This is a genomic window from Thermopolyspora flexuosa (assembly GCF_006716785.1).
Classification (GTDB): domain Bacteria; phylum Actinomycetota; class Actinomycetes; order Streptosporangiales; family Streptosporangiaceae; genus Thermopolyspora; species Thermopolyspora flexuosa.
Genome location: NZ_VFPQ01000001.1, coordinates 1,821,506 through 1,848,501, shown reverse-complemented (window position 1 = coordinate 1,848,501; position 26,996 = coordinate 1,821,506). Strand labels below are relative to the sequence as shown.

Sequence of the window (26,996 nt, the reverse complement as noted above, 5' to 3'; positions counted from 1 at the left end):
GGCTTCAGGACACCGGCTGCGGCACGACGGCCGCGACGCGCCGGATCAGCTCGGCCATGCGGTCGGCGTTCGTCTCGAAGTCGTGGTGCTCGACCACGTACGCCCGGCCGGCGCGGCCCATCGCGGCGGCCCGCTGCGGGTCGCCGAGCACCGTGGTGAGCGCCCCGGTCCAGGCGGCGATGTCCTCGGCCGGGACGAGCAGCCCGGCCCCGGGCGCGACGATCTCCCGATGCCCGGGGAGGTCGCTGCACACCACGGGCAGGCCGCACGCCATGCCCTCCAGCACGGCCCGCGGCTGCCCGTCGGCCACCGAGGCGTGCACCAGGCAGCGCGACGCGCGCAGCAGCGGGAGCACGCCCGCCTGCGGCATCCGCCCGAGCAGGCGCACGTTGGCGGTGAGCCCGAGGCAGCTGACGAGCGCCTCCAGCGCGGGGCGGCGCGGCCCGTCCCCGATGATCGTGAGCACCGCGTCCGGGTGGCTGCGCACCACCCTCGCCCACGCGTGCACGACCGTGCGGTGGTTCCTCGCCGTGTGCAGGCCGCCGATCATGATCGCGTCGGAGGCGTCCGGGCCCGCCACCGGGCCATCGGCCGGGCGGAACACGCGGGTGTCCACCCGGTTCCCGATGAACTCCACCGGCCGGTGGGTGAGCCGGGCGGCCGCGTGCTGCAGGCTCCGGCTCCCCGCCCGCACCGCGTCGGCGCGGCGCACCGCGAACCGGGTCGCCGTGGCGAGCATGCGGCGCCTCACCGGCCCGCCGTACCCGGGGCCGGGTTCGAGCACCTCGCCCTGAATCTGCACGACGTGCGGATGGCCGCGGCGGATCCGGGACGTCTCCACGGCGAGCGCGGCGAGCGGGTCGGCGGACACCAGCGCCGGCGGACGCCGCGGGGTCTCCCACGGCTCGCGCAGCTCCCGCAGCGCACGCTGGGCGGCGAGCAGGAAGCCGGGGCGGCTGCGCGCCTCCACCCGGTGCACGCGCACCGGGTCGCGGTCGATGCGGCCGGGCATTGCCGGCCCGGCGGGCACGATCACGTCGAACCGCCCGCCGAGCCGCTCGGCGAGCGCGTGTGCCGTACGCAGGTTGAGGTCGTCGTCGGAGAGCTCCGCGGACCACGGGCTCGAGCCGACGAGGACGACGTCGATGGGCCCCTGGGTTGTCGTCACAGTGGTTCCTCCGGGATCGCGGCGACTCACCGGGGGGAGTGCTCGGCCCGGGCGTGCCCCGGCGCGCGGCTCCGGCGCCGGTGCCCGGCCGCGGCGCGCCCGAGGCGACACTTGCCGCGGGCGCGGAACCGGGGCGCCGTCCGGCGGTCGGTCCATCTGCCTGTGCGTCCCGCGCCGGAGCCGGGCCGGTCGGCGGCCGTCCGGCACGGGTGGTCACGCCGTATCGCACCACGGGCGTACGGCGCACGGCCGCGGCCTGCCCCGCAAATCCGGCCAATCACGGCGAGGTATTTACCCGCCGGCACACCACGCGCGAATCGATCTTCGCTGCGTTGACGGTGCGGAACGGGCCGGTTTGCGGACTCGTCCCTCCGGCCGCCTCTCCCGCAAAAAGCGGGCGATGGCCGCACCCATGCCGCCGCCCCGGTACGGCGCCGCGCACCGGCCGGGCGGCGTTTCCGGGCGGCCGGCACGCGGGCCGCGCAACGCAAGTATTCGCAAATCAGGCAAATCGCCGTACGATACGGCCGCCTGCCGCGTTCCCGGACCCCGACGACCCGGGTTCCGGAGGAGACGACGGCGGGAAGGACCGAGAAAGAGTGCGGGACGGACTAAGGCCGCAACGGGGCGGCGAGGCCCGCGGCAGGGCGTGACCCGCCCGCCGGGAGGCAACGGCCGACGCCCCGGCGGCGCAAGGAGGCGAGATGCCGTACTACCGGCGGGTCGGGGAGGTTCCGCCCAAGCGCCACACCCAGTTCCGGACGCCCGAGGGCGGGCTGTACTACGAGGAGCTCATGGGCGAGGAGGGGTTCTCGTCGGACTCCTCGCTGCTCTACCACCGCCACATCCCCTCGGCGATCGTCGACGCCGCCCCGTGGGAGCCGCCGGACGCCACGCTCACCCCGAACCGTCCCCTGCTCCCCCGCCACCTGCGGACGCACGAGCTGTTCCCCGGCAAGCAGTGGGCGGACGCCGACCCGGTGACCGGCCGCCGGGTGCTGCTCGGCAACGCCGACGTGCGCATCGCGTACGCGGTCTCGGGCGCCACCTCGCCGCTGTACCGCAACGCGATCGGCGACGAGTGCGTCTACGTGGAGGCCGGCACGGCCGTGGTGGAGACCGTGTTCGGGGCGCTGAACGCCCGGCAGGGCGACTACGTGATCATCCCGCGGGCCACCACGCACCGCTGGATCCCGACCGGCGAGCTCCCGCTGCGCACCTACATCATCGAGGCGAACGGCCACATCCGCCCGCCCCGGCGCTACCTGTCCCGGTACGGCCAGTTCCTCGAGCACGCGCCGTACTGCGAGCGCGACCTGCACGCCCCGGCCGAGCCGCTGCTCGCCGAGGGCGAGGACGTGGAGGTGCTGGTGAAGCACCGCGGCGACGGCCCCGGCGGGGTGGCGGGCACCCGCTACCGGTACGCCCGGCACCCGTTCGACGTGGTCGGCTGGGACGGCTGCCTCTACCCGTGCACCTTCAACATCGCCGACTTCGAGCCGATCACCGGCCGGGTGCACCAGCCGCCGCCGGTCCACCAGGTGTTCGAGGGCGACAACTTCGTCATCTGCAACTTCGTCCCGCGCAAGGTGGACTACCACCCGCTCGCGATCCCGGTGCCCTACTACCACTCGAACGTCGACTCCGACGAGGTGATGTTCTACTGCGGCGGCGACTACGAGGCGCGCAGGGGCTCCGGCATCGGGCAGGGCTCGATCTCGCTGCACCCGGGCGGCATCGCGCACGGCCCGCAGCCCGGCGCGTACGAGGGCGGCATCGGCCGGGAGTTCTTCGACGAGCTCGCCGTCATGGTCGACACCTTCCGCCCGCTCGAGCTCGGCGAGGGCGCGCTCGCCTGCGAGGATCCCGGCTACGCCTGGACCTGGTCGGGGCGCCGGACCCGGTGAGCGGGCCACGGACGACCCCACCGGGACCGCGTCCGGCGCGGGCGGGCACGCCGGACGCCGGCGGGCCGCGCCCGGCCCCGGCGGCACGCCCCGGGGCGGGGCCGCGGGCGGGCGCGGCGGAGAGCTGGATCCCGGTGAGCGAGGACTCGGACTTCCCGATCGACAACCTCCCCTACGGGGTGTTCTCCACCCCCGGTACGGGGCGGCGCGTGGGCGTGGCGATCGGCCGCTGGGTGCTCGACCTCGGCGCGGTCCTCGACGACCCGGACTTCCGCACCCCCTCGCTCAACGCCCACCTGTCCCGCGGGCCGGAGCGGTGGGCGCAGGTGCGGGCGCGCCTCGTCGAGCTGCTCACCGACGAGCGCCGCCGCCCCCTGGTCGAGCCGTACCTGGTCCCGCTCGACCGGGTCACCCTGCACCTGCCGTTCGAGGTCGCCGACTACGTCGACTTCTACGCCAGCGAGCACCACGCGGCGAACCTGGGCCGCATGCTGCGCCCCGGCCAGGACCCGCTGCCGCCGAACTGGCGGCACCTGCCGCTCGGGTACCACGGCCGGGCGGGCACGGTGGTGGTGTCCGGCACCCCGGTGATCCGCCCGTGCGGGCAGCGCATGGAGCACGGCGCGCCCGGGCCGGTCGACGGGCCGTCCCGGCGGCTCGACGTCGAGGTGGAGCTCGGCTTCGTGGTGGGGGTGCCCACCGCGCCCGGGGAGAGCGTGCCGACCCGCCGGTTCGACCGGCACGTGTTCGGCGTGGTGCTGCTCAACGACTGGTCCGCCCGCGACCTGCAGGCGTGGGAGTACGTGCCGCTCGGCCCGTTCCTCGGCAAGTCGTTCGCCACCTCGATCTCGCCGTGGGTGGTGCCGATGGCCGCGCTCGGCGCCGCCCGCGTGCCCGGCCCGCCGCAGTCGCCCGAGCCGATCGGCTACCTGCGTGAGGAGCCGCACTGGTCGCTCGACATCACCTTCGAGCTCGAGCTGAACGGGGAGGTCGTGTCCCGCCCGCCGTTCGCGCAGATGTACTGGTCGCCCGCGCAGCTGCTCGCGCACCTCACCGCGAACGGCGCCACGCTGCGCACCGGCGACCTGTACGCCTCGGGCACGGTGAGCGGCCCGAACCCCGGCGAGGCCGGCTCGCTGATCGAGCTCACCTGGGGCGGCACCCGGCCGCTGCGGCTCCGCGACGGGTCGTCCCGCGCCTTCCTGGAGGACGGGGACGTGGTCACCATCCGCGCGAGCGCCCCGTCGGCCTCCGGCGGCCGGATCGGCTTCGGCGAGCTCACCGGCACGGTGCTGCCCGCGGTTTCCCGGCCGGAGCGCTGAGGGCGGCCCGGCCGCCGCGACCGCGGCCGGGAGGTACGGCCGCCGTGTCAGCCGCGGCGCTGGGACGCGGCGGGCTGCTCGGCGTCGAGGCGCGCGATGATGGCGCGCAGGATCCCGGGGGTCTCCCGGGGCGAGGCCGCGTGCACGCTCAGCCAGTTGAGCAGGTCGAGGAAGCGGACGGTGTCGGCGGGATTGTCGAAGAACCGGGCGCCGCAGAGGTTCTCGCAGTAGGCGACGTCGGGCAGGATGTCGGCCGCGGCGCGCAGCATCGTCACCGGGCGGAGGGCGCGCGGGTTCTGCGGGCCGTCGAGCCGCAGCACCTGGATCGTGACGTTCGGCAGCTCGGCCATGTCGAGCAGGTGGGTGAGCTGCCCGCGCATCACCGCCGGGCCGCCGATCCGGCGCAGCAGCGCCCCCTCGTCGACGATCGCCCACAGCCGGACCTCGTTGGGCGGGAAGAGGATGCGCTGGCGGCGCATGCGCAGCGCGACCCAGCGGTCGATCTCGTCGCTGCGCAAGATCGAGTCGCCATGGGTGATCACGGCCCGGGCGTAGTCGGGGGTCTGCAGCAGGCCGGGCACGAACTGCACCTCCCAGGTGCGGATGACGCTCGCGCTCTGCTCCAGCCCGAGGTACGTCTCCAGCCACGGCGGCACCAGGTCGGCGTACTCGCGCCACCAGCCCGGCGCGTTCGCCTGGTCGACCAGGTCGAGCAGCACGGCCCGGTCGGCCGGGTCGGTCACGTCGTACAGGGTGAGCAGGTCCTCGACGTCACGGCGCTTGAACGCCGACGCGCCCTTCTCCAGCCTGCGGATCTTCGCCTCGGAGGCCCGGATCGCCCGGCCCGCCGCCGCCCGGTCGAGGCCGGCCTGTTCCCTCAGTGCACGCAGCCGCGCGCCGAGTATCCGGCGCGCCATCATGGGACCCGCTGATCGTTCGTCCACGGAACCATCCCGTAGGTCGTCTTCGGAGTCGGCGGAGGGCATGCGGGCTCCAGCGGAGCAGCGGCCGGTTCGCCGCCGGCACAGTGTCGCACAGGGGCCGCCTCAGCAGAAGGTGGATTCGATCAGAAAATGTCGAAGGACACCGCGACAAACTGTCAAATCCTGACGTTGAACAACCGAACGCGCATGCCACCGCATTGTGCACAGAGTGTGCTCTTCCCCGCAGCGCGGACGACGAACACCCGTCTCGGGCCGGGCGGCCGGAGCAGGCACGCGTCACCCGGCGGCCGATCCGGCGCGGTCCGCGACCGGCCGCGTGGCCCCGCTTCCGTGACCGCGGGCCCGGCGCACGGCGGCCCGGCGGGCGCGTACGGCCCCGGCCCGGCAGGCCGCGACCTGCCAGGGGCGGCGGGCTATTCTCTGGTCTCATGCTCGACATCGCCGTCGGTGCGCCCGCCGTACCCGTGACGCCCGGACGACCATGGCAGGTCGCCGCGTCCCGGGCGGCTGAGTGATGCGGCAGGCCCGGTGGGCCGGCCTGCTGGACCGGTTCCAGAACCCCACCCAGGTCATCGCCACCGGCTTCGGCGCGGCCGCGCTGCTCGGCACCGTGCTGCTCGCGCTGCCGATCGCGACCACGTCGGGTGAGCCGGCCTACTGGCTCACCGCCCTGTTCACCGCGACCTCGGCGGTGAGCCTGACCGGGCTCACCGTCGTCGACACCGAGCGGCACTGGTCGCTGTTCGGCGAGCTGGTGATCATGATGCTGATGCAGATCGGCGGCCTCGGCATCATGACGCTCGCCACGCTGTTCACCGTGCTCGTGTCCGGCCGGATCGGGCTGCGCGCGCGGTTGTTCGCCGCCGCCGAGACCAAGGCGCTCAGCGCCGGCGACGTGCGCCGCGTGGTGCGCAACGTCGCCCTGTTCAGCCTCGTCGTCGAGGCGGCGGTGGGGGCCGTGCTCACCGTGCGGTTCATGACCGGGTACGGCGAGCCGTTCCTCCGGGCCGTCTACCACGGCGCCTTCCACGGCGTGTCCGCGTTCAACAACGCCGGGTTCGTGCTGTGGCCGGACAATCTGGCGCGGTTCGTCACCGACGCGTGGGTGTGCCTGCCGATCGCGTTCGCCTCGATCGTCGGCGGGCTCGGCTTCCCGGTCGTGTTCGAGCTGCTGCGATCCTGGCGGCACCCGCGGCGCTGGTCGCTGGTCACCCGGCTCACGCTGTGGGTGTCGGCGGTGCTGCTGGCGCTGGGCATGTTCGTGCTCACGGTGACCGAGTGGGCGAACCCGCGGACGCTGGGGGCGCTCGACGATCCGGGGAAGATCCTCGCGGGTTTCTTCATGGCGGTGATGCCGCGCTCGGCCGGGTTCGCCGCGATCGACGTGGCGGAGATGAACCCGTCGAGCTGGCTGGCGATCGACGCGCTGATGTTCATCGGCGGCGGCAGCGCGAGCACGGCCGGCGGGATCAAGGTCACCACGCTGGGCATGCTCGTGTTCATCATCTGGGCCGAGATGCGCGGCGAGCCCCGGGTGAACATCGGCAACCGGCGGCTGCCGGAGCCGGCGCAGCGCCAGGCGGTCGCGCTCGTGATGACGCTCGCGACGCTGATCGCGGTCTCGACGTACCTTCTGCTCGTGCTGACCCCGCATAGTCTGGATCAGGTGCTGTTCGAGGTCGTCTCGGCCGCCGCCACCGTGGGGCTGTCCACCGGCATCACCGCGGACATCCCCGCGGCCGGGCAGGTGCTGCTCGCGCTGCTGATGTTCGTGGGCCGCACCGGGCCGCTCACCCTCGGCTCCGCGCTCGCGCTGCGCGAGCGCGCCCGGCTGTACGAACTACCCGAGGAGCGAGTGATCGTTGGCTGAGAAGAGAAGGGACCCGGTGGTGGTGATCGGGCTCGGCCGCTTCGGCTCCTCCCTCGCCCTGGAGCTGACCCGGCGGGGCACCGAGGTGCTCGCCATCGACCGGCGGCCCAAGGTGGTCCAGGCCCTGGCCGGCCAGATCACCCACATCGCCACCGCCGACGCCACCGACGCCGAGGCGCTGCGCCAGCTCGGCGTGCCCGACTTCTACCGGGCGGTGGTCGGCATCGGCAACGACCTGGAGTCGAGCATCCTCACCGCGTCGATCCTCGTCGAGCTGGGGATCGAGGACATCTGGGCGAAGGCGGTGAGCCGCCAGCACGGCCGCATCCTGAGCCGTATCGGCGTCCACCACGTCGTCACCCCCGAGCACGACATGGGCGAGCGCGTCGCCCACCTGGTGAGCGGGCGGCTGCTCGACTACATGGAGGTCGACGAGAACTTCGCGCTGGTCAAGACCCGCCCGCCCAAGGACTTCGTCGGCAGGCCGCTCGGCGAGACGAACCTGCGCCGCAAGTACGGCGTGACGGTCGTGGCGGTCAAGAGCCCGGAGGAGGAGTTCACCTACGCCACCGCGGACACCGAGCTCACCTACGACGATGTGATCATCGTCGCGGGCAAGCCCGAGGACGTCGAACGCTTCGCCGACCTCCCCTGACCGTCGCCTGGCGGCCTGCCCCCGAAAGTGCGTTGGGCGCGGTCGAGCGTGCCGTACCGTTGCGCCGCAGCCGCGGTCGGCGCCGGGCGGCGGCGTTTTTCGCGCGGCGCAATCGACGCCGACGGGTGGACCGAATCCCGTGCGGCCGGCAGAAGCAGGGCTTGGCCGCTCTACCTCGTGAAACGGGACATTCTGGATCCTTTGCGCAACCTGTTGTCAGCCCACCCTCGATTCAATAATCTGCGTTCCACAGTTGCATAAAGCGAAGGCTGAGAATCACGACGGCGGGTGTTCGCTCCGGGGCCGGTGCGCCGCGGGGTGATGGTGGGGAAGGAACGCCCGCAGGTGAGGGAGTGGGCGAGGTCTTCGTCCAGGTGACGCGCTGAACCGGAAACGGTGCGGCCGCACGTCCATGCCGTGCCGGTTCACGTGGAGATAGGGGTTGCCACCAGCCACACCTGTCTGCACAGGTGTACGAGGACATCACGAGGCGGCGGAGTGATGAGAAGCAACCTGGCGGAGGCGAAGCCGATGGCGGACGCGGGAGTCGACTTAGCCCGGGAGTGCGCGTTATGGGCGCTCCCCCAGGACCACACCTGTGCCGGCGTCGCGCGAAGACTCCTACGGCAGGCCCTGGAACGCATGGGCCTGCCCGACGAGCAGATCTACGACGCGACCGTGGCCGTCAACGAACTCGCCGCGAACGTCTATCGGCACGTCCTCAACCGCCCTCGCCCCTCCGCCGTACCCGCTCCCCGGCCCGCCTCCCCCGAACTATGGCTCTACCGACGCGGCCAGAACGAACACAGCCAGTTCGTCTGCAAGATCTTCGACCCGGTACGCGAACCCCCCGTACGCGTTCCCGCCCGGACGAACCCGCTCCACGACCTCCCGGAACACGGCCGCGGCCTCACCATCGTCGAATCCCTCACCGCCGCCTGGGGCTGCCACCTCACCCGCTCCCGCTTCGGCGGCCGCTGGTCCGTCCCCGGCAAAGCCGTCTGGTTCGCCATGCCGCTCCCCCACCCCACGCCCCACCCACCGCCCACCTACACCCCACTCCAGGCGGCCCGCGCCCTCCGCTCCAGACTCGCCGCCCGCGGCATCCCCACCACCCTCCGCCCCGCCTGGGACCACTCCACCCTCTCCATCGCCTCCACCCTCACCGTCCGCTGCCACGACAACACCTTCACCTGGACGACGAACGGCACGCCCACCCACTACGCCTTCGCCGACCTCACCGAAGCAGCCGAGCAGCTCGTCCGCCTCCACGAGGAATCTCTCAGCGTCGCCATCCCGGCGTCCTCGCCACACCTTCCGGGCAACTACTGAACCGCATTCTGAACGCCTGTGCCCGGAGAGGCATTGCACCGCAGAACGTGAATGGCTTTATAACATCACTTGGCCACATTGCTTGCGGTGCGGACTCGACGCCGGATACCTTCAACGATTTCTGTCTGCCGACACCCTTAACACCTTTGGAGCGCCGGTATAAGGTGGCTGATTGCCGCGCTACTGTCCACACTCGGCCATACCCGTGGTAGAGGAGCGAGCCGATAGAAGCGATCGTGGCGGCCCACGTGCGACTGACGGCTACAAAGAGGACGTGTGACGACGAAGATCGTCACACGTCCTCTGGGTTGGCCTGTCCGATGACCAGGGGATATGGCTCGACCCTATCTCTCAAACCCGCAGGACCCCTGTGCATTGTCTACGGCGGCGTGGTCGACGAGCCGGGCCGGTTGTTGCATTGTGCGATCGGTCGACGGCTTGAACGAGGCCTAGCAGCAGTAGCGATAGCGCGTCAAAGCAGCCTCCGGCTCCCCGTTGTCGCTCGTAAGATTCACGACCGCCACCACCGCGAGTGGGAGCAGGACGGCTATGAGAGCCAGCGTCAAGATTCGGCGCATCGGTTTACTCCTGTAACAGTCGTTTCTTAGCCAAGCATTTTAGGGGTGCACGTGAGTAGTCAGGACCCGATTAGCAAAAGGATCAAGGAAATGCGCCTGCAGCGGGGCCTCTCTCAGGCTCAGCTCGCGCATCCAGAACTGTCGGACAGTTACATCTCGCTGATCGAGAGCGGCAGCAGGAAGCCCACTCCCGCCGTACTGGAACTCCTGGCCAGCAAACTCGGTTGCTCAGTGAGCTATCTCCTCCACGGTGTAACAGCGGAAGAGCTGGAGGATCTGGAGCTCAATCTCCGCTATGCTCGCCTGGCTCTGGACAACGGCGAGGTCATGGAAGCCAGACGGCGATACGCCGAGCTGCTCGACAACCCGAACATCTCTCAACTTCCCACTCATCGGCAAGAGGCCGAGTATGGTATGGCTCTCGCCACGGAGGCTTGTGGCGATCTCGATGAGGCCATAGCCATTCTCAGGCGCATCCAGGACACGGCCGGCGACAGCCTGACCCGAGAGCGCCGCATTGCAATCGCCATCGCCTTGTGTCGCTGCTATCGCCAGCGCGGCGATCTCACCATGGCGGTGGACGTCGCCGAAGAGACGATGAGCGCTATGAGCGAGCAGGGATGGACCGATGATCTCGTCGAACTCGGCGCAACATTGCTCAGCGCATACCTCGAGCGCGGGGACCTGTTGCGAGCCCATCACTTTTCCAGTCAATTGATGGAAGCCGCCGAGAAGCTCGGCAGCCCACGCGCAATCGTCGCGGCCAGCTGGAACGCCGCAACCGCCGCCGATCTGTCTGGAAGAGGTGAAGAAGCGGTACCGCTCGCCGAAAGGGCACTGGCGGTTCAGTCCGAGACGGGCGAACCACGGAATCTCGCTCGCCTGCGCGTCGACTATGCGTTCATCCGCCTCCGCACCCGTCCTCATGAGGCAGCCGTCTGTCGCGAGATCCTCCTACGCGCCGAACGCGAACTCGGGGAGTCTGCCGCCAGCACGGTGGACCTGGCGGACTGCCTCCTCCACTTGGCCCATGCTGAGATAACACTCGGCCGCGCCGAGGAGGCCGTTGATTACGCGACGCGAGCACTCAGTCTTCTCGACGACACCACTCCCGACCTCCGCGCTGACGTCCATCTCATGCGCGGACATGCCTATCTGCTTCTTCAGAGGAGGACCGAGGCCCTGACAGAGATCAATGAGGCCGAGAAACTGCTCAACCGCCTGCCGTCGTCGCGGATAACGGCAGAGAACTGGATGGCCGCAGCCGCCCTGCTGGAGGAGCTGGCCGAGCCGGAAAGAAGTATTCTTGCCTATCAACGGGCCATGGAGTGCGGCGGGCTCTAGTCGCGGGTCTCGCCCATGGCGAACCAGAACCCGCCCTGATCCGACGGTCTGTAGTCACAGATGTCGTCTACTGTCAGGCAAAAGCGGTTTTTCGAGGGTTAAGTGTCCGGCCAGAGCGAGGTGAACAGGCGGATCAAGGAGCTCCGCCTGCGGCTGGGACTTACACAGGCACAGCTCGCACGCCCCGAATTCTCCGAAAGTTACATCTCACTGATCGAGAGCGGAAACCGAACACCTTCTCCAACGGTCCTGGAGACCATCGCGCGGAAGCTCAATAGTTCGGTTGACTATCTTGTTCATGGCATCGAAGCCGGAGAGATCAGGAGACTAAAAGACGATCTACAGTCAGCGCGCACGGAACTGGAATCCGGAAACAAGGACGAGGCCCTGTTTCTTTATCAGCGACTAACCTCCGAGCCCAACATCTCCCGTCTGCCGGAGCTCCTGTTTCCTGCAAAATATGGATTGGCGCTGACCCTTGAGGCCTGCGGCAACCTCAAAGAGGCGGTTCGCATTCTTTCCGATCTCCGCGCGAATCATCGTAATTCGCTGAGCGATGAGCTCCGTATCGGAACCGCATTGGCGCTGACTCGCTGCTACCGCGACCGCGGCGACTTCGAGCTCGCCGCTCAGACCGCGGAGGACGAGATCGCCGCGATGATCGGGAAGGGCTGGACCGATCATCTCATCGAGTTGGGCGCGACTTTGATGTCCGTCTTCTACGAGCGGGGTGACCTGTTAAGGGCCGAACAATACGCAGCCCAACTGCTCGCCGCGGCAGAGGAGCTCGGGACGCCCCGTGCCATCGTCGCCGTCAATTGGAACGCCGCGGTCGTTGCCGACATGATGGGAAAGCGCGAGGAAGCGCTGAAGCGCATCGAACGCGCCTGGACAATCCAGTCGGTAAGCGGTGATGCCCGCAACCGCGCTCGACTTCACTCCGAATATTTACACATACGGCTCCGCCTCCGTCCCGAAGAGGCTGCCGAATGTCGTGACGAGTTGTTACAGACGGAACACGAACTCCGTAATTCGGCGGCCAGTACCTTCGATCTTGCGTACTGCTACTACCTCCTTTGTCGGGCGGAGATCGAGCTCGGCCAACCGGAGTTGGCCGTCGAGTACGGGCTGAAAGCGATCCGCCTGGTCGGAGAGACGGACGGCGTGACATTCGCTGATTGCCAGGTGTTCCTGGCCAAGGCGTACCAGATGTTGGGCCGGAACGATGAGGCCGCGACCGCGCTCAACACCGCTGCCAACACCCTGGCTGAGGAGCCGCCGAATCGCATGACGGCCGAGGTGTGGCTGATGGCCGCAGACGTCTGGCAGGCGCTCGGAGATCAGGAGGAGAGCAGGAACGCTTTCCAGCGGGCGATGGAGTGCGGCGGCGTCTAGCACATCCTTGGCCGCACCGGTGCCCCATCCCGTCAACCGGCGGAGACGTAGAGCGGCAGGGAGGCGAAGGTGCGGGTGCCGACGGTGAGGCGGCGGCGGGGGCGGCCGTCGAGGTAGAGGTGCGAGGCCCTGCGGGCGAGGGCGTCGAGGACGGCGCACAGGTGCACCTTCGCCAAAGCTCTGGCCAAGGTGGGCTGGGTGCCGTTGACGAAGTGGCCGGTGGGGTTGCGGTGGGGGTCGAAACGGTCGGGGGCGGGCCACTTGCGGGGGTCGCGGTTGGCGGCGCCGAGGAGGAGCAGGACGCGTTCGCCTTCCCGGATGAGGGCGTCGCCGATGCGGACGTCGCGGGTGGTGGTGCGGGCGCAGGTCTGAACCGGGGTTTCCAGGCGGAGGGACTCCTCGACGGCTGCGGGGACCAGGGACGGGTCGGCGCGCAGGGCGTGCCAGGCCCCGGGGTGGGTGGCGAGGAGCCACAGCATGCCGGTGAGGCCGGCGGCGACGGTGTGGACGCAGGGCATCGCGAACGAGCTGAGCAGGTGCGCGATCGCGGCCTGTCCCAGGACGTCGCCGGAAGGCGGGGCGGCAAAGGTGTCGGGAGGGGTGGTGCCGCCGCCGCGGCGCACCGGGGCGGTGACGGACGCGGTGGGTGTGGGGAGGACCGCGGGTTCCGGGGCGCGGGCGGCGGCAAGTTCGGCGACGAGGAGGGCGAAGACGTGCTCCAGGTCCAGCAGGGCGCGGACGGTGTGGTCGTCCAGCGGGCCGTGGGCCTGGAGTGACGCCTCGGCGCAGAGCAGCAGGTCGGGGCGGCTCTCGGCGGGGAGGCCGATCAGGGTGCCGATCGTCTTGAGCGGAAACCGGTGCGCCAGTTCGGTGACGGCGTCGAAGGAGCCGTAGGCGACGAGGTCGTCGACGATACGCTCCGCCTGGTCGGTGATGAACGCCTGCAGGCCGGCGAAGGTACGCAGGCTCCGGTGGGCGGCGATCGTACGCAGTGACTCGTCCCAGGACCTTGCGCCGGGCGCACAGGCCGACGGCTCGGCCGGATCACTCGGCACGCGGTGGGCCGGTACGGCACCGCCGAGGAGGCCTCCCGCGGCACGCTGAGCCGGCTCGCCCGGACGGCCGTCGACGGACCGGGCTCGCGCGTGACCGCACGCAGGCCAGGCCGGCGCTCGAACCGCCTCACCCGCGGTGAGGCCGTCGAACAGGCCCGCGGGACGGGTGGCGGCGAAGACCTCGGGGTGGTCGAGGGCGTGCCGTACCTCCCGATCACGGGCGAGGACCCAGACGCGGTACCCGGGCAGGTACACGGCGGGGCCCGCGTCGCGGAGCACGCGGTAGGCGGGGTAGGGGTCGGCCAGCACGGGGTCGGCGAACAGGTCCACATCGGCGGCCGGCATGGCGGCGGTGGTCATGGCCTCTCCTTGTGGCGGTGTCGGTGACCGTACCGGCGGGTGAGGACGGTGCCCCGTGCGCGCGCCACGGGGCGTGGCAAGACCTTCACGAAACCCGATTCCCCCGTACGCACCCGCCTTCGCCGTCGGGGGCACCGCCGGGCCGATGCCCGGTGGCGTGGTCAGGCGCGTCGCAGCCCCCGTACGCCCTGACCCGGCGTGCGAGCGCGGCCGGTTCGGACACCGATCGGCCTCGGGCGGCGAGACGCCCGCGACCCGCCCGCGCACCGTGTTCGCCGGACGCGACGCCCGGCGGGCGTCACGCGCTCTGGTCGTCGAGGTACGGCGGGCGGCCGTGGAACGCGGGCCCCGCGCTCTGCAGCGCCCGGCCGTTGCGCCCCTCGGCGGAGAAGTCCCCGCGGTGGACGACGATGTCGTGGTTGACGAGGCGGCTCTGCCGGGCGAGCGCCTCGCGGCGCAGCTGGCGCTCACGCCGTACCGCGGCCTCCTGCCGGGCGGCGGCCTCGCGGCGGGCGAGCGACGCCTGGCGGGCGCGGGCGAGGCCGAGGTCGGAGGCCTCGGCGGCGGCGGTCTGCGAGGCGAGGGTGTGGATGACGTCACGGGTCGGCAGCACGACGGCGCAGCGCTGGGCGGCGTAGTGCAGCGCCATGCGGTGGTGCTCCACGGAGAAGTCGGCGACCGCGTCGCTCACCACGAACGTCTCCAGGTCCCGCATGAACGCCTCGCACGCGGTCAGCAGCACCCCGAGGTGGGCGTACACCCCGCAGATGATCACCTGGTCGCGCCCGAGGTCCTCGAGCAGGCCGGCGAGCCCGGTGCGCTGGAACGCGCTGTACCGCCAGGTGTTGATCCGGATGTCGCCCCGGCGCGGCGCGAGCTCGTCGACGATCTGCGCGTCGGCCGGGTCGGCGCCGATGCCGGGCCCCCAGAAGTCGCGGGTGAGGCCGCGCTGCTCCGGGGTCTGCCGGGCGTGCTGCACGCAGTACACCACCGGGATGCCGTTGTCCGCGCAGTGCTCGCGCAGCGCGAGGCAGTTCGCCATCAGCTCCCGCCACGGCGCGCCCCAGCGCGCGAACACCCGCAGGAAGTAGTTCTGCATGTCGAGCACGAGCAGTACGGCCCGGCGGGGATCGGGCCGCCACGCCACCCGGTTCTCGGGCAGGTCGTCCGGGATGACGTAGGGGTCGATGGGCAGGATCGCCATGGTCTCCGTCCTCTCTGGCCAGGGGGATCGCCGCCCCCGGGTCGCACGGCCGGTCGTCCGCGGTGGGCCCGGTGCCGGGGTACGCCGCCCCCGTCGGGGACCGCGCCGAGATTTCCTCGACGGGGGCGGCGGGCACGGGAGCCCGGCCGAGGGCCGCGCAGGGCGCCGTACGGCGGTGCGGCCGCCCGGCCCGGCAGCACACCTCACAAGGTCATCAAGTTTCTTGACTGGGTTTGTCAACCCACAGTCGAGAGTAAATAAATCAAGCCCGAGATGATATAGGCCGACCCTGTCGTGACCAATTCGTAATACCTTCATGCGTCTTTACAAGTCTTCTGACAAGTAGTGAGGAAACTGATGCTGCTGTGACCAGCCGCAGCTCACAGGCCCAGCCCTGGCGAGGCATCCGGATACGGCCGAGCCGAAAACCAGGTTCCACCCCCGGTGATTCTCCCGGCCCCGGCCCGGTCCAAAGCCCGCTTCCAGCGAAAACCCGTGCCATAACTTTTTGTCAGGGTAACGAGTTGATAACGGGTATTCCCCGGTTAATCGACCCTGCCTATGCTCCGAAATCGGCGAAAGCCGCGCAGAACTCACCCGAGGAGGGGGCCGGCGAAGGGCCCCTTCCCGCGGAGCCGCGGATCCGCCGGCCGGCACTCCGCCCCGGCCCGTCCGGGCGGAGCGGATCACCGGGATGGTCCCGCCGCCGGCGGATCCGCCCCTCCTCCCCCGAACCCCCTGCGTGCGCCATCCGCGTCTCGACCATCCCGGAAACCATCCCGGAAGCCCGAGTCCCGACGACCAGCCCCGGGCCCCGGCACCCGGGCACGACCCGTTCAACGGCAAGGACAGAGCGACGATGACCAGTCGGAACCTGGCGAGGGCCGGCACCGCGCTGGGACTGACCCTGGCGGCCACGGGCGCGCTGATCGCCGCCGCCCCGGCCGCCGCCCCCAAGGCGGGCAAACCCACGCCCGCCTGCGTGCACCTGGTACGGCACGTCCCGCCCGCCGGCGGCGCGGCCGGACTCACCGTGGTCCGCAACCGGTGCTCCACCGGCAGGTACGTGAAGGTCACCTACGACCGCCCGCAGACCCGGGTGGGCACCTGCCTGCCCCCGGGCCGCCAGCACACCTTCCGGCTCCCCTGGAAATACGAGAGCTACCGCGGCGCGAACGTCAGGTCGATCAGCGAGACCCGCAGGACGTGCCGTACATGACCACTTGTAAAGATCGCAGTAAAGGCCGGTACGGCCGCCGTCCCCCGCAGCCCGCGGCGGCCGTACCGGCACCGGACCCGGCCCGCCGCCGCGGCACGCCGTAGCCGACCGGCCCCGTCGCCCCGTCCCCGAACCCCGAGTCCCGGAGCGAGCCGCCACGATGACCGACCCGGCCCCTGTCCCGCCCCGATCCGCAGCGCCGCGCCGCAGCCGCTGGATGGCGCTCCCCGTGCTGTGCCTCGCCCAGGTGATCGTCGGCCTCGACCAGACCGTGCTGCACATCGCGGTCCCCTCGCTCACCTGGCGGCTCGGCGCCGACCCGAGCGAGGCGCAGTGGGCGATCGACGCCTACACGATCGCCCTCGCCGCGCTGCTGCTGCCCGCCGGCCGGCTCGGCGAGCGCCTCGGCCGCCGTCCGGTGCTCGTGCTCGGCCTCACCCTGTTCGCGCTCGCGTCCCTCGCCGGGTCCCAGGTCGACTCGGTCGGCCCGCTGATCGCCGCCCGCACCGCGATGGGCGTCGGCGCCGCGATGATCATGCCGTCGGCGCTGTCCCTGCTCGTCGACCTGTTCCCGGACCGGCGGGAGCGGGCCCGCGTGGTCGGCGTGTGGTCGGCGGGCATCGGCGTGGGCGTGGCGGCCGGCCCGGCGGTGGGCGGCTGGGTGCTGGAGAACTTCTGGTGGGGCTCGATCCTGCTGGTCAACGTGCCGATCTGCCTGCTCGCCCTGGTGATCGTGCCGATCCTCGTGCCCGCCTCCCGCAACCCGGACATCGGCGCGCTCGACCCGCTCGGCGTCATGCTCGGCATCGCCGCCCTCACCGGCCTGGTCTGGGTGATCATCGAGGGCCCGGCGCGCGGCTGGACCGATCCGGTGGTGCTCGGGATCGCGGGCGCCGCCGCGGTCTCGCTGATCGGGCTCGCGCTGCGGGCGCGCGGCCCCCGGCCGCTGGTCGACATCCGGCTGCTGCACGGCCCGCGGTTCGCCGCCGCGATGACCGCGATCGCGCTCACCTGGTTCTGCCTGTTCGGCGCGCTGTTCGTGGTGGTGCAGCACCTGCAGACCACGCTCGCCATGGAGCCGCTCGAGGCGGGCCTGCACCTGCTCCCGCTCGCCGCCGGGCTGCTCGCGGGCCTGCTGCTCGCCGCGTGGCTCGCCGGGCGGGACGGCGAGAAGACCCCGGCCGTGCTCGGCCTCATGCTCATCGCCGCGGCGATGGCGATGCTCGGCTCGACCACCGCCGCCTCCGGGTACGGCCAGCTCGCGGTGGCCCTCGCGGTCGGCGGCTGCGGCATGGCGATGGCGATGCGCACCACCACCGAGGCCACCCTGCGGGCCGTACCGCTGGCGCACGCGAACGTGGCCGCGGCGATCGGCGACGCCGCCCGGCAGGCGGGCGGCGCGCTCGGCGTGGCGGTGCTCGGCTGCCTCGCCCGGATCGTGTACGCGGGCGGCATGACCCCGGCCGCCTCGCTCGTGCCCGCCGAGGGCCGGGAGGCGGCGCTCGGCAACGTCGCGGTCACCGTACGGCTCGCCGCGCACATGCCGGAGAGCGAGGCGGCCGACCTGCTCACCCGGAGCACCGCGGCGTACGCGCACGCGCTCAGCGTCGCCGCCTGGGTGGCCGCCGCGGTGGCGCTCGCCGCCGCACTCACGGTCGCCTGGTGGCTGCCGCACCAGCCCGCCCGGTCCCGCGCCCGTACCAGCCCGCGCACCGGCAAGCGGCTCATCCACCCCCAGCTCCAGACGCTCTACCTGGCGGCGCTCGCGCTGCGCCGCAGCCTCGACGACGGCTACCTGCCGCCGAGCCACACGCTGCGCCACCTTGCCCGGCTCACCGTCCGCGACGCGGAGGGCGGGGTGTGGCTGATCGAGCCGTCCACCGGCCGCTTCCTGCGCCAGGAGGTCGCCGACCCGCACACGTTCGAGCCGGCCGAGCTGCCGGACCCGCTGTCGTCCGACCCGTCCCCCGCCGAGGCGGGCGCGCGCTGACCGTTCCCCCGGAGGCCGAGATGCCGCAGATCCACGAGCTGTCCGCGCTCGAGCTGGCCGCCGCCGTACGCTCCCGCGTGCTGTCCCCCGTGGAGATCGCCGAGCACTACCTGGGGCGCGTGGCCGCGCTCAACGCCACCACGGGCGCGTACGTCACGGTCACCGCGGAGCTCGCGCTGCGGCAGGCGCGGCGGGCCGAGCGGCTGGTGCTGCAGGCCGCGTCCCCCGACGAGCTGCCGCCGCTGCTCGGCGTGCCGGTCCCGGTCCAGGACCTCACCCCGGTCAAGGGCGTACGGCTCACGCTCGGCTCGGCCGCCTACCGCGAGCTGGTCGCCCCGGTCGACGACCCGGTGGTGGTACGGCTCCGCGAGGCGGGCACGGTGCTGCTCGGCAAGACCACCACCTCCGAGTTCGGGCTGGCCTGCTTCACCGAGAGCGACGTGGCGCCGCCCGCGCGGAACCCGTGGGCGCCCGGCCGGTCCGCGGGCGGCGCGGCGGGCGGGGCCGCGGTGGCGGCCTCGGCGGGCCTCGCCCCGGTGGCGCACGGCGTGGACGGGCTCGGCGCGGTGCGGGTGGCCGCCTCGGCGTGCGGGGTGGTGGGGGTCAAGCCGTCCCGCGGCCGGGTGCCGGCGGGGATCTTCACGCCCGACCCGTTCGGGCTGACCGTGCCGGGCGTGGTGGCCCGCACGGTCGCCGACGCCGCCGCGCTGCTCGACGTGCTGTCCGGCGGCGGCGAGGGCCCGGAGTGGACCGCGCCGCGCGACGGGACCTCGTTCCTCGACTGCGTCGCCCGCGACCCGGGGCGGCTGCGGATCGGGGTCACCGCGGTGTCGCCGGTGCCGGGCGTCACGCCCGACCCTGAGGTGCGGGCGGCGTTCGAGCGCACCTGCCGGCTGCTGGAGTCGCTCGGCCACGAGCTGGTGGAGACCGCCCCGGTGCTCGGCCCGGAGGGCGACCGCATCCTCGACGTGCTGTGGTTCACCATGGCCCGGCTGCACACGGTGCGGGCCGCGCACGCCCGCGAGCTGCGGCCGCTCACCTCGTGGCTGCGCGGCATGGGCCGGCTCGCCGCCGGGCTGGAGGTGGTCCGGGCGCACGCCGAGCTGGACCGGGCGATGCGGGACGCGATGCTGTGCCAGGAGGCCGCGGTGGACGTGGTGCTCACCCCGACGCTGGCGCAGCAGCCCCCGCCGATCGGCTGGTTCACCGACGGGGTGGGCCCGGCCGAGACGTTCGCGCGGATGAAGGCGTTCTCGCCGTTCGCCGCCGAGGCGAACCTGACCGGCCGCCCGAGCGTGACGCTGCCGCTGTACTGGTCGGCCGAGGGCCTGCCGATCGGGATGATGCTCACCGGCCGGTGGGGCGAGGAGGGCACGCTGCTGTCGCTGTGCGCCCAGCTCGAGGCGAGCCGCGGGGTGGCGCAGGCGAGCGGCCTGTCCGCGGCCTGACTCCGGCCCTCGCCCGGCGGGCCGTGGGGCGGCCGGGCGAGGGCCGCGCGGGGTCAGCTCCAGGCCATCCTGCGGGCGTACAGCGCGTCGAGATGGATCTCGCGGGGGTCCTTCGACATGCCGCGCAGCAGGCAGCACACGTACCGGTGCAGCTCGCCCTCGGCGTCGGGGTCGTCGGAGATCGGCACGCGCAGCACCGGATCGCTGCTCACGTACGCGCGGTAGGCGATCGCGATGAGGTAGCCGAAACGCTCCAGCTCGGCGGGGCTGCCGGGGTGGGTCCCCCGGGGCATGTCGACCGGCCAGCTGCGGTCGATCCAGCGGCTGATGGTGGCGAAGGTGGTGGGCGTCATGTCGGCGACACGGGCGTGCGGGCGCCCGGGGTGCCGGCACTCGGGGACTCTGATCATCTGCGGTCCGTTCGTTCTGCCGTTGCCGAGGGGGTGGCCGGGACCGCCGAGCGGACCGGTGGCGACCGGACCGTACGGGCGCCGGGGGTGCGGGGACCCGGCGGCCGGCTCGGCCTCGGCGAGGATGCGCGCGGCGGTTGCGGTGGGAGGGTAGCCGAGGGTCAGACCCCGCACCGCTCGCGGGGCCGCCCAGAAGCGTTCGTCGGCGTCGTCGGCGAGAACGTAGCGCAGGGCGATGGACTGGTCGCGGTGCCGCTGCAGCGCGTCGATCTGCGGCTCCGCCAGCTCCTCGGGCAGCGCGTCCTGGTAGTCGGCGATGAGCGCGTCGAGGTCGAACGCCTCCCCGTAGGTCTGGGTGATCGCGGCGACGATGTATAACCGGCGGTCGGCGCCGTCGGAGGCGTCGCCGCTCGCGGTCTCGGGGGTGGCACGGTACACGAGCCCGGCCCGGCCGGCCTCGGCGCACCAGTCCATCGCCGCCTTGTACGGCAGGGCGAACCGGCCGTACGGCTTGAGGTTGCGCAGCAGCGCGTCGGCGATCCACTCGTCGCACCACGACGGGGTGCGGTAGGGGGTGTGCTCGGCGTCCTCGGCGCGCAGGCCCTGGGCGAGGATCGGGTTCCAGGGACTCACCCGCGGGTCGCGGAAGCGCGGCATCTCCGGACCGCTCCAACTCCACAGCCGCCTGCCGTGCCAGGCCGCCACGCCCTCCACGTACGCGGGGCGGCCGGACTCGACCGCGCGGAACACGCGCTCGTAGACGCCGTGCATCACGGCGCCGGACCGGTCCCGCCACGGACCGGGTTCACCGTCCGGAGGGTCAGGAGTCCGGGAGTCCGGGATCAACCTCCACCCCTCTGACGACCTCCAGTCGCTCATCGCCGTTACTCCTTACTCATCCGCCACGGCGGAACGGCGATGGCTCACCGGTACCCCCGTTAATCGCACGAGAACCTTCTCCATCCGGAACTCGCACACGGGTCCGGGAAGTTTTTCGTCCGTCGGCCGGGCTGTATTTGAGCGACGCTTGGCATCCCCACGGAACGCATGCTGCACGATCACCGGAAAATATGCAAGTGCCCAGCTCAGAAAGGTGATGGCGGGGTTGAGTTCTCTATAGAGGTGGGTGTTGTCGATCGCTCTCTGATTGTGTCCGGCACGGTTCCGTTAAGTCAAAACCCAACTTCTTTAGTCAGGTCCTGATTAACCAATGATGTCAAATACGGTCAGGACAATCCGGAAGCGGGGTGGCGGTCAGGCCCCGGCGGCCTGGCAGACCCCGTAGACGGTGCTCAGGTCGAGGCGGGTGCACGCGGCGAGCACGTTCACCCCGATGCCGGCGGCGCGGCATTCGGCGATCGCCCGGTCCCGCTCCCGGCGTGCCGCCTCCTCGTCGGCGCGGCTCGCCCGCCAGGCCCGGATCGCCTCGTCGCGCAGCCGTACCGACTCGCGGACCGCGTCGGCGGCGCGCCGCCAGCGGCGGGACACCTCGCGCAGGCGGCTCATCAGCCGTACCCGGTCGACGCGGGGCAGGTCGCGCGGCTCGATCCGGTGCACGCGCAGCGTCTGGTAGACCGTGGACACGTCGAGACCGGCGCAGAGCGCGATGTCCGGGGCAGGGATGCCCGCCGCCTGGCAGGCGAGCATCACCCGGTCGCGCCGGGCGCGCAGCCGCTGCTCGGCCGCCCGGGCGGCGCGGCAGGCGTCGACCGCCTCCCGGCGGGCGCGGGCCCGCTCCTCGGTCGCCGCCGTCGCCTCGCGCCAGCGCGCGCCGGCCCGCTCCAGCTCGGCGAGCAGGCGGTTCGCCACGCCGTGCCGGGCCGCGGCCTCGGCCGCCGGGCGCCTGCCCGCGATCTGGGAGATGAGCCCGATCGACAGGCCGGTGCGGGCGGCGATCGCGGTCGCCGCGACGCCGGTGGCGCGCCAGGCGGCGATCGCGTCGTCCCGGCGGCGCCGCAGCCGCTCCTCGACGGCCCGCGCGGTGCGGTAGGCGGCGACGACCTCCTCGCGCTCGCGGGCGTGCTCGCGTACCGCGTCGGCGGCGCGGCGCCAGGCGGCGAACGCCGCGTCGAGGCGGGCGAGCCGCTGCCGCCGCAGCGTGACGGGGGCGGCCCCGGCCTCCTCGTCCGGGCCGGGCGCGGTTGTCCGGTCGAGCGCGTCGTAGATGGTCTTGGGGGCGAGTCCGGTGTGCTCGACCAGCTCGGCGACCGGGATGCCCGCGTCGCGGCAGCCGCGGATCGCCCGGTCGCGTTCCAGCCGCAGCCGTTCCTCGGCGGCCTTCGCGTCCCGGTGGACGCGGGCGGCCTCGTCGCGTTCCCGGGCCCGCCGGTCGGTCGCCTCGTGGGACGCGCGCCACAGCGCGGTGAGGCGCTCCAGCCGCAGGAGGGCGTCGGGCAGGAAGTGCACGCGCAGCCGCCCCTGGGAGGCGTCGGCGAGGGCGGTCACGGCCCGCGCGTCCTCGGCGGGCAGCGGCTCGAGGACGACGTGCGCGGGCGGGCCGGGCCGCCGGGCGAGCCGTTCGAGGAAGTCGGCCAGGAACCGGTGGTGGTCGTCGCCGCCCTCGCGGGCCGGGTCGTAGAGGGCGAACCGCCGCGGGCCGTACATCGGGGACGCGGTGAACAGCCACAGCGTGCCGTCGCCGACGAGGGTGTCCTCCACCAGGTACAGCCGAGCGCCCTCGGCCGCCGCGCGCTCGCGGATGCGCGGCAGCTCGGTGGCGGCCCAGGCGGCGTCGGTGGCATGGTGCGGGCGGCGCGGCGGCCGGTCCGGCCACAGGCCGAGCGTGCCCAGCGCGGCCTGCGCGCCGTCGGCGGTGGTGCGCACGCCGAACTCGCGGGCGAGCAGGTCACGCACGTCCTCGGTCGTCCACGGCCGCCGGGCGGCCGCGGTCCCGGCGGCCTCGGTGCGCTCGCCGAGCAGGATCGCGCGCAGCGCCGCGGCGTGCTCGGGTGTCAGCGCCGGTCCGCAGTCCGCGGACATCGCCTCGGCCGCGGCGCCCTGCACGGGGACGCCGGAGGGTACGGCATCGCCGGCCGTACCGTCCTCGTCCGTGGGCGCGCCGCCGGCGATCGCCCGCCGCAGGCACGCCGAGGCGCGGCCCATTCCGAAAGCGGCCGCGATCTCCGGCACGCCGGGTTCAAGGTCCAATTGCGCCACCGTCGTGGCGCGCGGAATCTCCGCGCCCCGGTCATCGGGCCCGCGACGTGTGCCGTCGCGCCCGCCGGGCCTTTTCGGTGCTGCCTCGAGCGCCAGGTCTTGTCCCACCGTCGATTAGGTAGCACAAATCAAATGTGGGCCGCAACAAAACTTTCAACTATCTGTTAGGTGATCTGTAAATTTCAGCCCTCGATCACCGAGCGAATCGGGTCGGCTACCCTCCCGACAGGTGTGCACCCAGCCTGTGAAGTGCGATTATGCACCACCACTGACACCTTTGACCAGACCTGTAAGGACGCCGGCCGTACCGGCCCTGCCGTACCACCGAGCGCCCGGCGAACCCCTCGCCCGGGCCGCCGGGATTCGGCACCTGCAAACGATCGGGATTAGCGAAGTTCTCTAGAGTGGTTGGCCATCGAAATACGACATCCGGGCACGGACCGGCATTCTCTCGCTATCCGCGGAGCCACAGATGCGTTTCCCGGGAAAATGGGCATACATTCGATCGTGACGACGACGCCGTGCCATGCCTACGCTGCGATCGGAATTGACTGGCCGATCAGCGGCGAGTCAATCACTCCGTCAAGGGATCGCCGGGCCGATCCCTGGACAGGGAGGGACGAGCGCGATGACCGACAGCAGAGTCCAAGTGATCCAGCGCATCTGTGAGCGGCTGGCCGGCGACGGGGGCGCGGTCCGCCTCGACATGGTCGGCGGCCACCCACGGCTGCACATGGACCAGCGGCTCGCCCAGCAGCAGGCGCGGCGCGAGCTGACCCTGCTCGGCTGGAAGGTCATCGAGGGCCGCGAGCACACGCTCACCGTGATGGGCTGGAGCCGGGAGAACCTCGCCTACCGGCTGCGCACCCTGCTGCTCGCCTGCGGCATGCTGCGGCACGAGCGCCAGCACACCGTGCACGTGGCGATCGCCTGCGCCGAACGCCACCTGGAGGCCGGGCATCCCACCACCCTCGAGGACGTGCTCGAGGCCGCGCGCAACGAGGTGGCCCGGGAGCTGCGCTGGCCCGCCCGCCTGGAGGACGTCGGCGACCTCGACCGTTCCACCCACGACCCCGCGATCGCCGCCCAGCTCGACCACATCCGCCGCCTGGAGGCCGAGGTCCGCCACCTGTGCGACCAGCACCTCGCCGCCGCCCGCACCGCGGTCGAGGTGTTCTGGAAGTGCCGCCGCACCGCCCACATGTCGAGCGAGACCGCCCGCCACGTGGCCATCCAGGAGGCGCTCCGCCCGCACCTGGCCCCCGAGCTCGACGATCGCCCGGCCCCGCCGCGCCCGGCCGGCCTCGCCGCGGGCGGCCCGGCCGCCGACCATGACCCCGGGTTCAGCGGGTGGCGCGAGGCCCCGCGCGGTTCCACCGGCCGCGGCGCCGGGCGGTCCCGGCGCGCCCGGCCGTGACGGTCTCCCCCGCCGGGCCCCCGCCGGAGGCCGCACCGGCGGCCCGGGGGCGCGGGGCGTGGGCGCGGGCCGCGGTGTGCGCCGGGGCGATCGGCGTCGCCACCGCGGACGCGGTCGCGGGCACGCTGCTGCTGCCCGCCCCTCCCCCGGCCTTCGCCGCGCCCGGCCTCGCCGGGGCGAACCCGGTCTGGCTCGTCACCGCGTACGCCGTGCCGTTCGCGGCCGTGCTCGCCACCCTCGCCGGGTCGGCCGGGGTGCGCGGCGGCCGGGGCACGCTCGCGACCGGCCTCGCCCTGTTCGCCGCCGCGGCCACCGCCGCCGCGTTCGCGCCCTCCCTGCCGACCCTGCTGGCCGCCCGGGCCGTGCAGGGCGTGGGCGCGGGTATCGCCGCCGCCTCGGCGCTCGGCCTGCTCGCCTCCGCCGTACGCACCCCGGCCGGGGTCGCCGTGGCCTGGCCGGTGGCCGCCTGGCTCGGCGCCGCCGCCGCGCACGCGGCCGGTGCCCGCCTCGCCGGGCTGCACGGGCTGCCTGGACCGTTCCTGCCGAGCGCGGCCCTCGGCCTGGTGCTGGCGTGCCTCGCGCTCGCCGTGTGGCGGGGCGATGCGGCGGCACGGCGGGCGGTCCCGGACGGGCGGACCGCGCGGCGGCGGCGCAGGCTCGACCCGGTCGCGGGCCTCGCGGCCCTGGCGTGCGGCGTGGCGGCCACCGGGGTGATCGCCGACGTGCAGCGGCGCGGCTGGTCCGCCGCCTCCCTCGCCCTGTTCGGTGCCGGGCTGCTCATGCTGCTCGTCGTCGCGGCCCGGCTCGCCCGCGGCCCGGGACGGCGCACGCCCGCGTTCCGCGCCGCCGTCGCGGTCGCCGTGCTGCTCGGCCCGGCCGCCGCGGCCCCGCTGGTCGCCGCCCCGCTGCTGTTCACCCGCGTCTGGGGCCAGGGCTTGGCGTCCGCCGCCCTCGCCATGGCGTCGCTGTCGGGCGGCGCGCTCGTCGCCGCGCTGGCGGCGGGCCGCCCCGGCGTCCGGTACGGCCCGCGTGCGGTGATCTATCCGGGCGCCCTCGGCGCCGCCGCCGCGTGCGGCTGGGCGGCCACCGCGGTGCTCCAGCCGGAACCCCGCCTGCTGACCGCGTGGTTGCCCGCGAGCCTGCTGCTCGGCGCGGGCCTCGGCGCGATGTCCACCGGCGTCGCGGTGGCCGCGGTACGGCTCGCCCCGGCGGCCGACCCCGCCGCCGCGGTCGCGGGCGTCACCGCCGCCGGACTGATCGGCGGCGCCGTCGGCGTGGCCGCGACCGGCGCGGCCGTACTCCCGCCCCTGGCCGGCGAGGGCGTCTCCGGCCACCTCGTCGTGTTCGGCGGCTGCATGGTCGCGGCCGGATTCGCCGCGCTCGCCTCGCTGCTGCTCCGCCCCGCCGCCGTCGCCGAGTCCCCGCGCGAGCTCCCCCGTGCAGCGGAGGCCCCGGCCCTCCTGCCGCCTCCCGTGCCTCCGCGCGCCGTACCGGCGATGCCGCTCGCCGCCCCCGTCCCGGGCGACTACGACCCGGCACCCCCGGACTCGTACCAGGACACCGGCCCGCTGCCTGTGCAGTCCCCCGCCGTCGCCGAGGCCCCGACCGTCATCCTGCGCATCAGCGGCCCCCATCACCCGCCTCCCCCGCCGTCCTCCGCACCGACCGCCCCCATCCCGGCGGTCTCCCGTTCCCGTACTCGCCGCTCCGGCTCCGGGCGTCACCGGAGGGCGAGAAGCCGCAAACGCGCCGAAGGCGACCTGCGTACCGCCGCCGCGGGCTTCCTCCAGGCCATCGACCGCCTCGCCGTACCGCCCGCCACCCCGCCGGACGCATCGCCAGCCCACCCCGGCGCCGCCGAGCCACCCGCTGTCTGGCCACGCAAGGCGAACGCGCCGGCCGAGGACGACCGCACGCCGGGCGCGGCCATCTAGGCATCATCGATTCGATGCAGGACGTTTGGATCGCCATGGACCGTGACCCACTGGCCAGAGCGAGCATGCGACGTGCCGATCTCGAGAAGCGCCACTTCACCAACTTCAACCCATCTGATCCCGATTACGGCGCTTTTATCCTTTTTGCACTTCTAATAATCCAAATCAGCAACGCACTCTCCTCTCTTTTACAGGAGACACGGCCATTGCCTTACGCTCCTGATACCGGATACTTGCCATTGGTAACGTGACCTCCAAGTCGAAGAAGGCGAACCAAAGGAAGTCCTG

Annotated in this window: 19 protein-coding genes; 13 read left to right on the top strand and 6 right to left on the bottom strand. The window is 72.7% G+C overall.

What is annotated here, in order from left to right:
* Nucleotides 1-4: 4 nt before the first annotated feature.
* Entirely contained in the window at nt 5-1,168 is a 1,164-nt protein-coding gene (locus tag FHX40_RS07900; protein WP_170198756.1) for a glycosyltransferase, read from the bottom strand.
* Between the two features lie 704 nt (nt 1,169-1,872).
* Between FHX40_RS07900 and FHX40_RS07895 the strand changes: the two genes are divergently transcribed.
* Together FHX40_RS07895 and fahA are read left to right on the top strand one after the other, a co-directional pair.
* The gene (locus FHX40_RS07895) at nt 1,873-3,075 is read left to right on the top strand and encodes a homogentisate 1,2-dioxygenase (RefSeq protein WP_142259003.1); all 1,203 of its coding nucleotides are present in this window, start codon (nt 1,873-1,875) and stop codon (nt 3,073-3,075) included.
* Between the two features lie 134 nt (nt 3,076-3,209).
* Nucleotides 3,210-4,397, top strand: coding sequence for a fumarylacetoacetase (gene fahA / locus FHX40_RS07890; RefSeq protein WP_306465701.1), 1,188 nt, complete (start codon nt 3,210-3,212; stop codon nt 4,395-4,397).
* Between the two features lie 47 nt (nt 4,398-4,444).
* Here the strand turns inward: fahA and FHX40_RS07885 are convergent, their stop codons facing one another.
* Entirely contained in the window at nt 4,445-5,341 is an 897-nt protein-coding gene (locus FHX40_RS07885) for a helix-turn-helix domain-containing protein (RefSeq protein ID WP_229788706.1), read from the bottom strand.
* Between the two features lie 514 nt (nt 5,342-5,855).
* Here FHX40_RS07885 and FHX40_RS07880 point away from each other — a divergent pair.
* The 5 genes from FHX40_RS07880 to FHX40_RS07860 all read left to right on the top strand — a co-directional run bounded on the left by FHX40_RS07880 (nt 5,856) and on the right by FHX40_RS07860 (nt 12,515).
* On the top strand, nt 5,856-7,211 hold the full coding sequence (locus tag FHX40_RS07880) for a TrkH family potassium uptake protein (protein WP_142259002.1): 1,356 nt from the start codon (nt 5,856-5,858) through the stop codon (nt 7,209-7,211).
* On the top strand, nt 7,204-7,866 hold the full coding sequence (locus tag FHX40_RS07875) for a potassium channel family protein (RefSeq protein WP_189136211.1): 663 nt from the start codon (nt 7,204-7,206) through the stop codon (nt 7,864-7,866). Before FHX40_RS07880 ends, FHX40_RS07875 begins: the two co-directional genes overlap by 8 nt.
* Nucleotides 7,867-8,367: 501 nt before the next feature.
* Entirely contained in the window at nt 8,368-9,198 is an 831-nt protein-coding gene (locus FHX40_RS07870; protein ID WP_142259001.1) for an ATP-binding protein, read from the top strand.
* 629 nt (nt 9,199-9,827) lie between these two features.
* Entirely contained in the window at nt 9,828-11,120 is a 1,293-nt protein-coding gene (locus tag FHX40_RS07865; RefSeq protein ID WP_142259000.1) for a helix-turn-helix domain-containing protein, read from the top strand.
* A gap of 102 nt (nt 11,121-11,222) precedes the next feature.
* Nucleotides 11,223-12,515 (top strand): helix-turn-helix domain-containing protein, encoded by a 1,293-nt coding sequence (locus FHX40_RS07860; protein ID WP_142258999.1) that lies wholly within the window; start codon nt 11,223-11,225, stop codon nt 12,513-12,515.
* A 32-nt stretch (nt 12,516-12,547) separates the two neighbouring features.
* Here the strand turns inward: FHX40_RS07860 and FHX40_RS07855 are convergent, their stop codons facing one another.
* Both FHX40_RS07855 and FHX40_RS25450 read right to left on the bottom strand, forming a co-directional pair.
* Nucleotides 12,548-13,930 (bottom strand): cytochrome P450, encoded by a 1,383-nt coding sequence (locus tag FHX40_RS07855; RefSeq protein WP_142258998.1) that lies wholly within the window; start codon nt 13,928-13,930, stop codon nt 12,548-12,550.
* 298 nt (nt 13,931-14,228) lie between these two features.
* A complete protein-coding gene (locus tag FHX40_RS25450) occupies nt 14,229-15,134 on the bottom strand; it encodes an isochorismatase family protein (RefSeq protein ID WP_189136210.1) in 906 nt (301 codons plus the stop codon).
* A gap of 859 nt (nt 15,135-15,993) precedes the next feature.
* Here FHX40_RS25450 and FHX40_RS07845 point away from each other — a divergent pair.
* The 3 genes from FHX40_RS07845 (at nt 15,994) to FHX40_RS07835 (ending at nt 19,791) form a co-directional block, all read left to right on the top strand.
* The gene (locus FHX40_RS07845) at nt 15,994-16,353 is read left to right on the top strand and encodes a hypothetical protein (protein WP_142258997.1); all 360 of its coding nucleotides are present in this window, start codon (nt 15,994-15,996) and stop codon (nt 16,351-16,353) included.
* Nucleotides 16,354-16,570: 217 nt separating this feature from the next.
* Nucleotides 16,571-18,343 carry an MFS transporter gene (locus FHX40_RS07840; protein WP_170198755.1) on the top strand — a complete coding sequence of 591 codons (1,773 nt, stop codon included), beginning with the start codon at nt 16,571-16,573 and terminating at the stop codon, nt 18,341-18,343.
* 20 nt (nt 18,344-18,363) lie between these two features.
* A complete protein-coding gene (locus tag FHX40_RS07835) occupies nt 18,364-19,791 on the top strand; it encodes an amidase (RefSeq protein ID WP_142258995.1) in 1,428 nt (475 codons plus the stop codon).
* A gap of 53 nt (nt 19,792-19,844) precedes the next feature.
* Here FHX40_RS07835 and FHX40_RS07830 read toward each other — a convergent pair whose 3' ends face one another.
* Together FHX40_RS07830 and FHX40_RS07825 are read right to left on the bottom strand one after the other, a co-directional pair.
* On the bottom strand, nt 19,845-20,972 hold the full coding sequence (locus FHX40_RS07830) for a hypothetical protein (RefSeq protein WP_142258994.1): 1,128 nt from the start codon (nt 20,970-20,972) through the stop codon (nt 19,845-19,847).
* Nucleotides 20,973-21,455: 483 nt separating this feature from the next.
* Nucleotides 21,456-23,348, bottom strand: a complete 1,893-nt coding sequence (locus FHX40_RS07825) for a winged helix-turn-helix domain-containing protein (protein ID WP_142258993.1) — start codon at nt 23,346-23,348, stop codon at nt 21,456-21,458.
* A gap of 637 nt (nt 23,349-23,985) precedes the next feature.
* On the opposite strand from FHX40_RS07825, the gene FHX40_RS07820 reads away from it, so the two are divergent.
* From FHX40_RS07820 to FHX40_RS07810, 3 genes are read left to right on the top strand one after another with little or no spacing between them, the layout of a single operon-like run.
* Nucleotides 23,986-24,774, top strand: coding sequence for a hypothetical protein (locus FHX40_RS07820; protein WP_142258992.1), 789 nt, complete (start codon nt 23,986-23,988; stop codon nt 24,772-24,774).
* Nucleotides 24,771-26,708 (top strand): MFS transporter, encoded by a 1,938-nt coding sequence (locus tag FHX40_RS26040; RefSeq protein ID WP_142258991.1) that lies wholly within the window; start codon nt 24,771-24,773, stop codon nt 26,706-26,708. The genes FHX40_RS07820 and FHX40_RS26040 overlap by 4 nt, the downstream gene beginning before the upstream one ends.
* 14 nt (nt 26,709-26,722) lie before the next feature.
* Nucleotides 26,723-26,959 (top strand): hypothetical protein, encoded by a 237-nt coding sequence (locus tag FHX40_RS07810; protein ID WP_142258990.1) that lies wholly within the window; start codon nt 26,723-26,725, stop codon nt 26,957-26,959.
* The last annotated feature ends 37 nt before the right edge of the window (nt 26,960-26,996 follow it).

Excerpts from the sequence above, each read along its gene's own strand:
- FHX40_RS07895 (WP_142259003.1), top strand. The coding sequence starts at position 1,873 with ATGCCGTACTACCGGCGGGTCGGGGAGGTTCCGCCCAAGCGCCACACC.
- FHX40_RS07880 (WP_142259002.1), top strand. The coding sequence starts at position 5,856 with ATGCGGCAGGCCCGGTGGGCCGGCCTGCTGGACCGGTTCCAGAACCCC.
- FHX40_RS07870 (WP_142259001.1), top strand. The coding sequence starts at position 8,368 with ATGAGAAGCAACCTGGCGGAGGCGAAGCCGATGGCGGACGCGGGAGTC.
- FHX40_RS07855 (WP_142258998.1), bottom strand. The coding sequence starts at position 13,930 with ATGACCACCGCCGCCATGCCGGCCGCCGATGTGGACCTGTTCGCCGAC.
- FHX40_RS25450 (WP_189136210.1), bottom strand. The coding sequence starts at position 15,134 with ATGGCGATCCTGCCCATCGACCCCTACGTCATCCCGGACGACCTGCCC.
- FHX40_RS07845 (WP_142258997.1), top strand. The coding sequence starts at position 15,994 with ATGACCAGTCGGAACCTGGCGAGGGCCGGCACCGCGCTGGGACTGACC.
- FHX40_RS07840 (WP_170198755.1), top strand. The coding sequence starts at position 16,571 with ATGGCGCTCCCCGTGCTGTGCCTCGCCCAGGTGATCGTCGGCCTCGAC.
- FHX40_RS07835 (WP_142258995.1), top strand. The coding sequence starts at position 18,364 with ATGCCGCAGATCCACGAGCTGTCCGCGCTCGAGCTGGCCGCCGCCGTA.
- FHX40_RS07830 (WP_142258994.1), bottom strand. The coding sequence starts at position 20,972 with ATGCACGGCGTCTACGAGCGCGTGTTCCGCGCGGTCGAGTCCGGCCGC.
- FHX40_RS07820 (WP_142258992.1), top strand. The coding sequence starts at position 23,986 with ATGACCGACAGCAGAGTCCAAGTGATCCAGCGCATCTGTGAGCGGCTG.
- FHX40_RS07810 (WP_142258990.1), top strand. The coding sequence starts at position 26,723 with ATGCAGGACGTTTGGATCGCCATGGACCGTGACCCACTGGCCAGAGCG.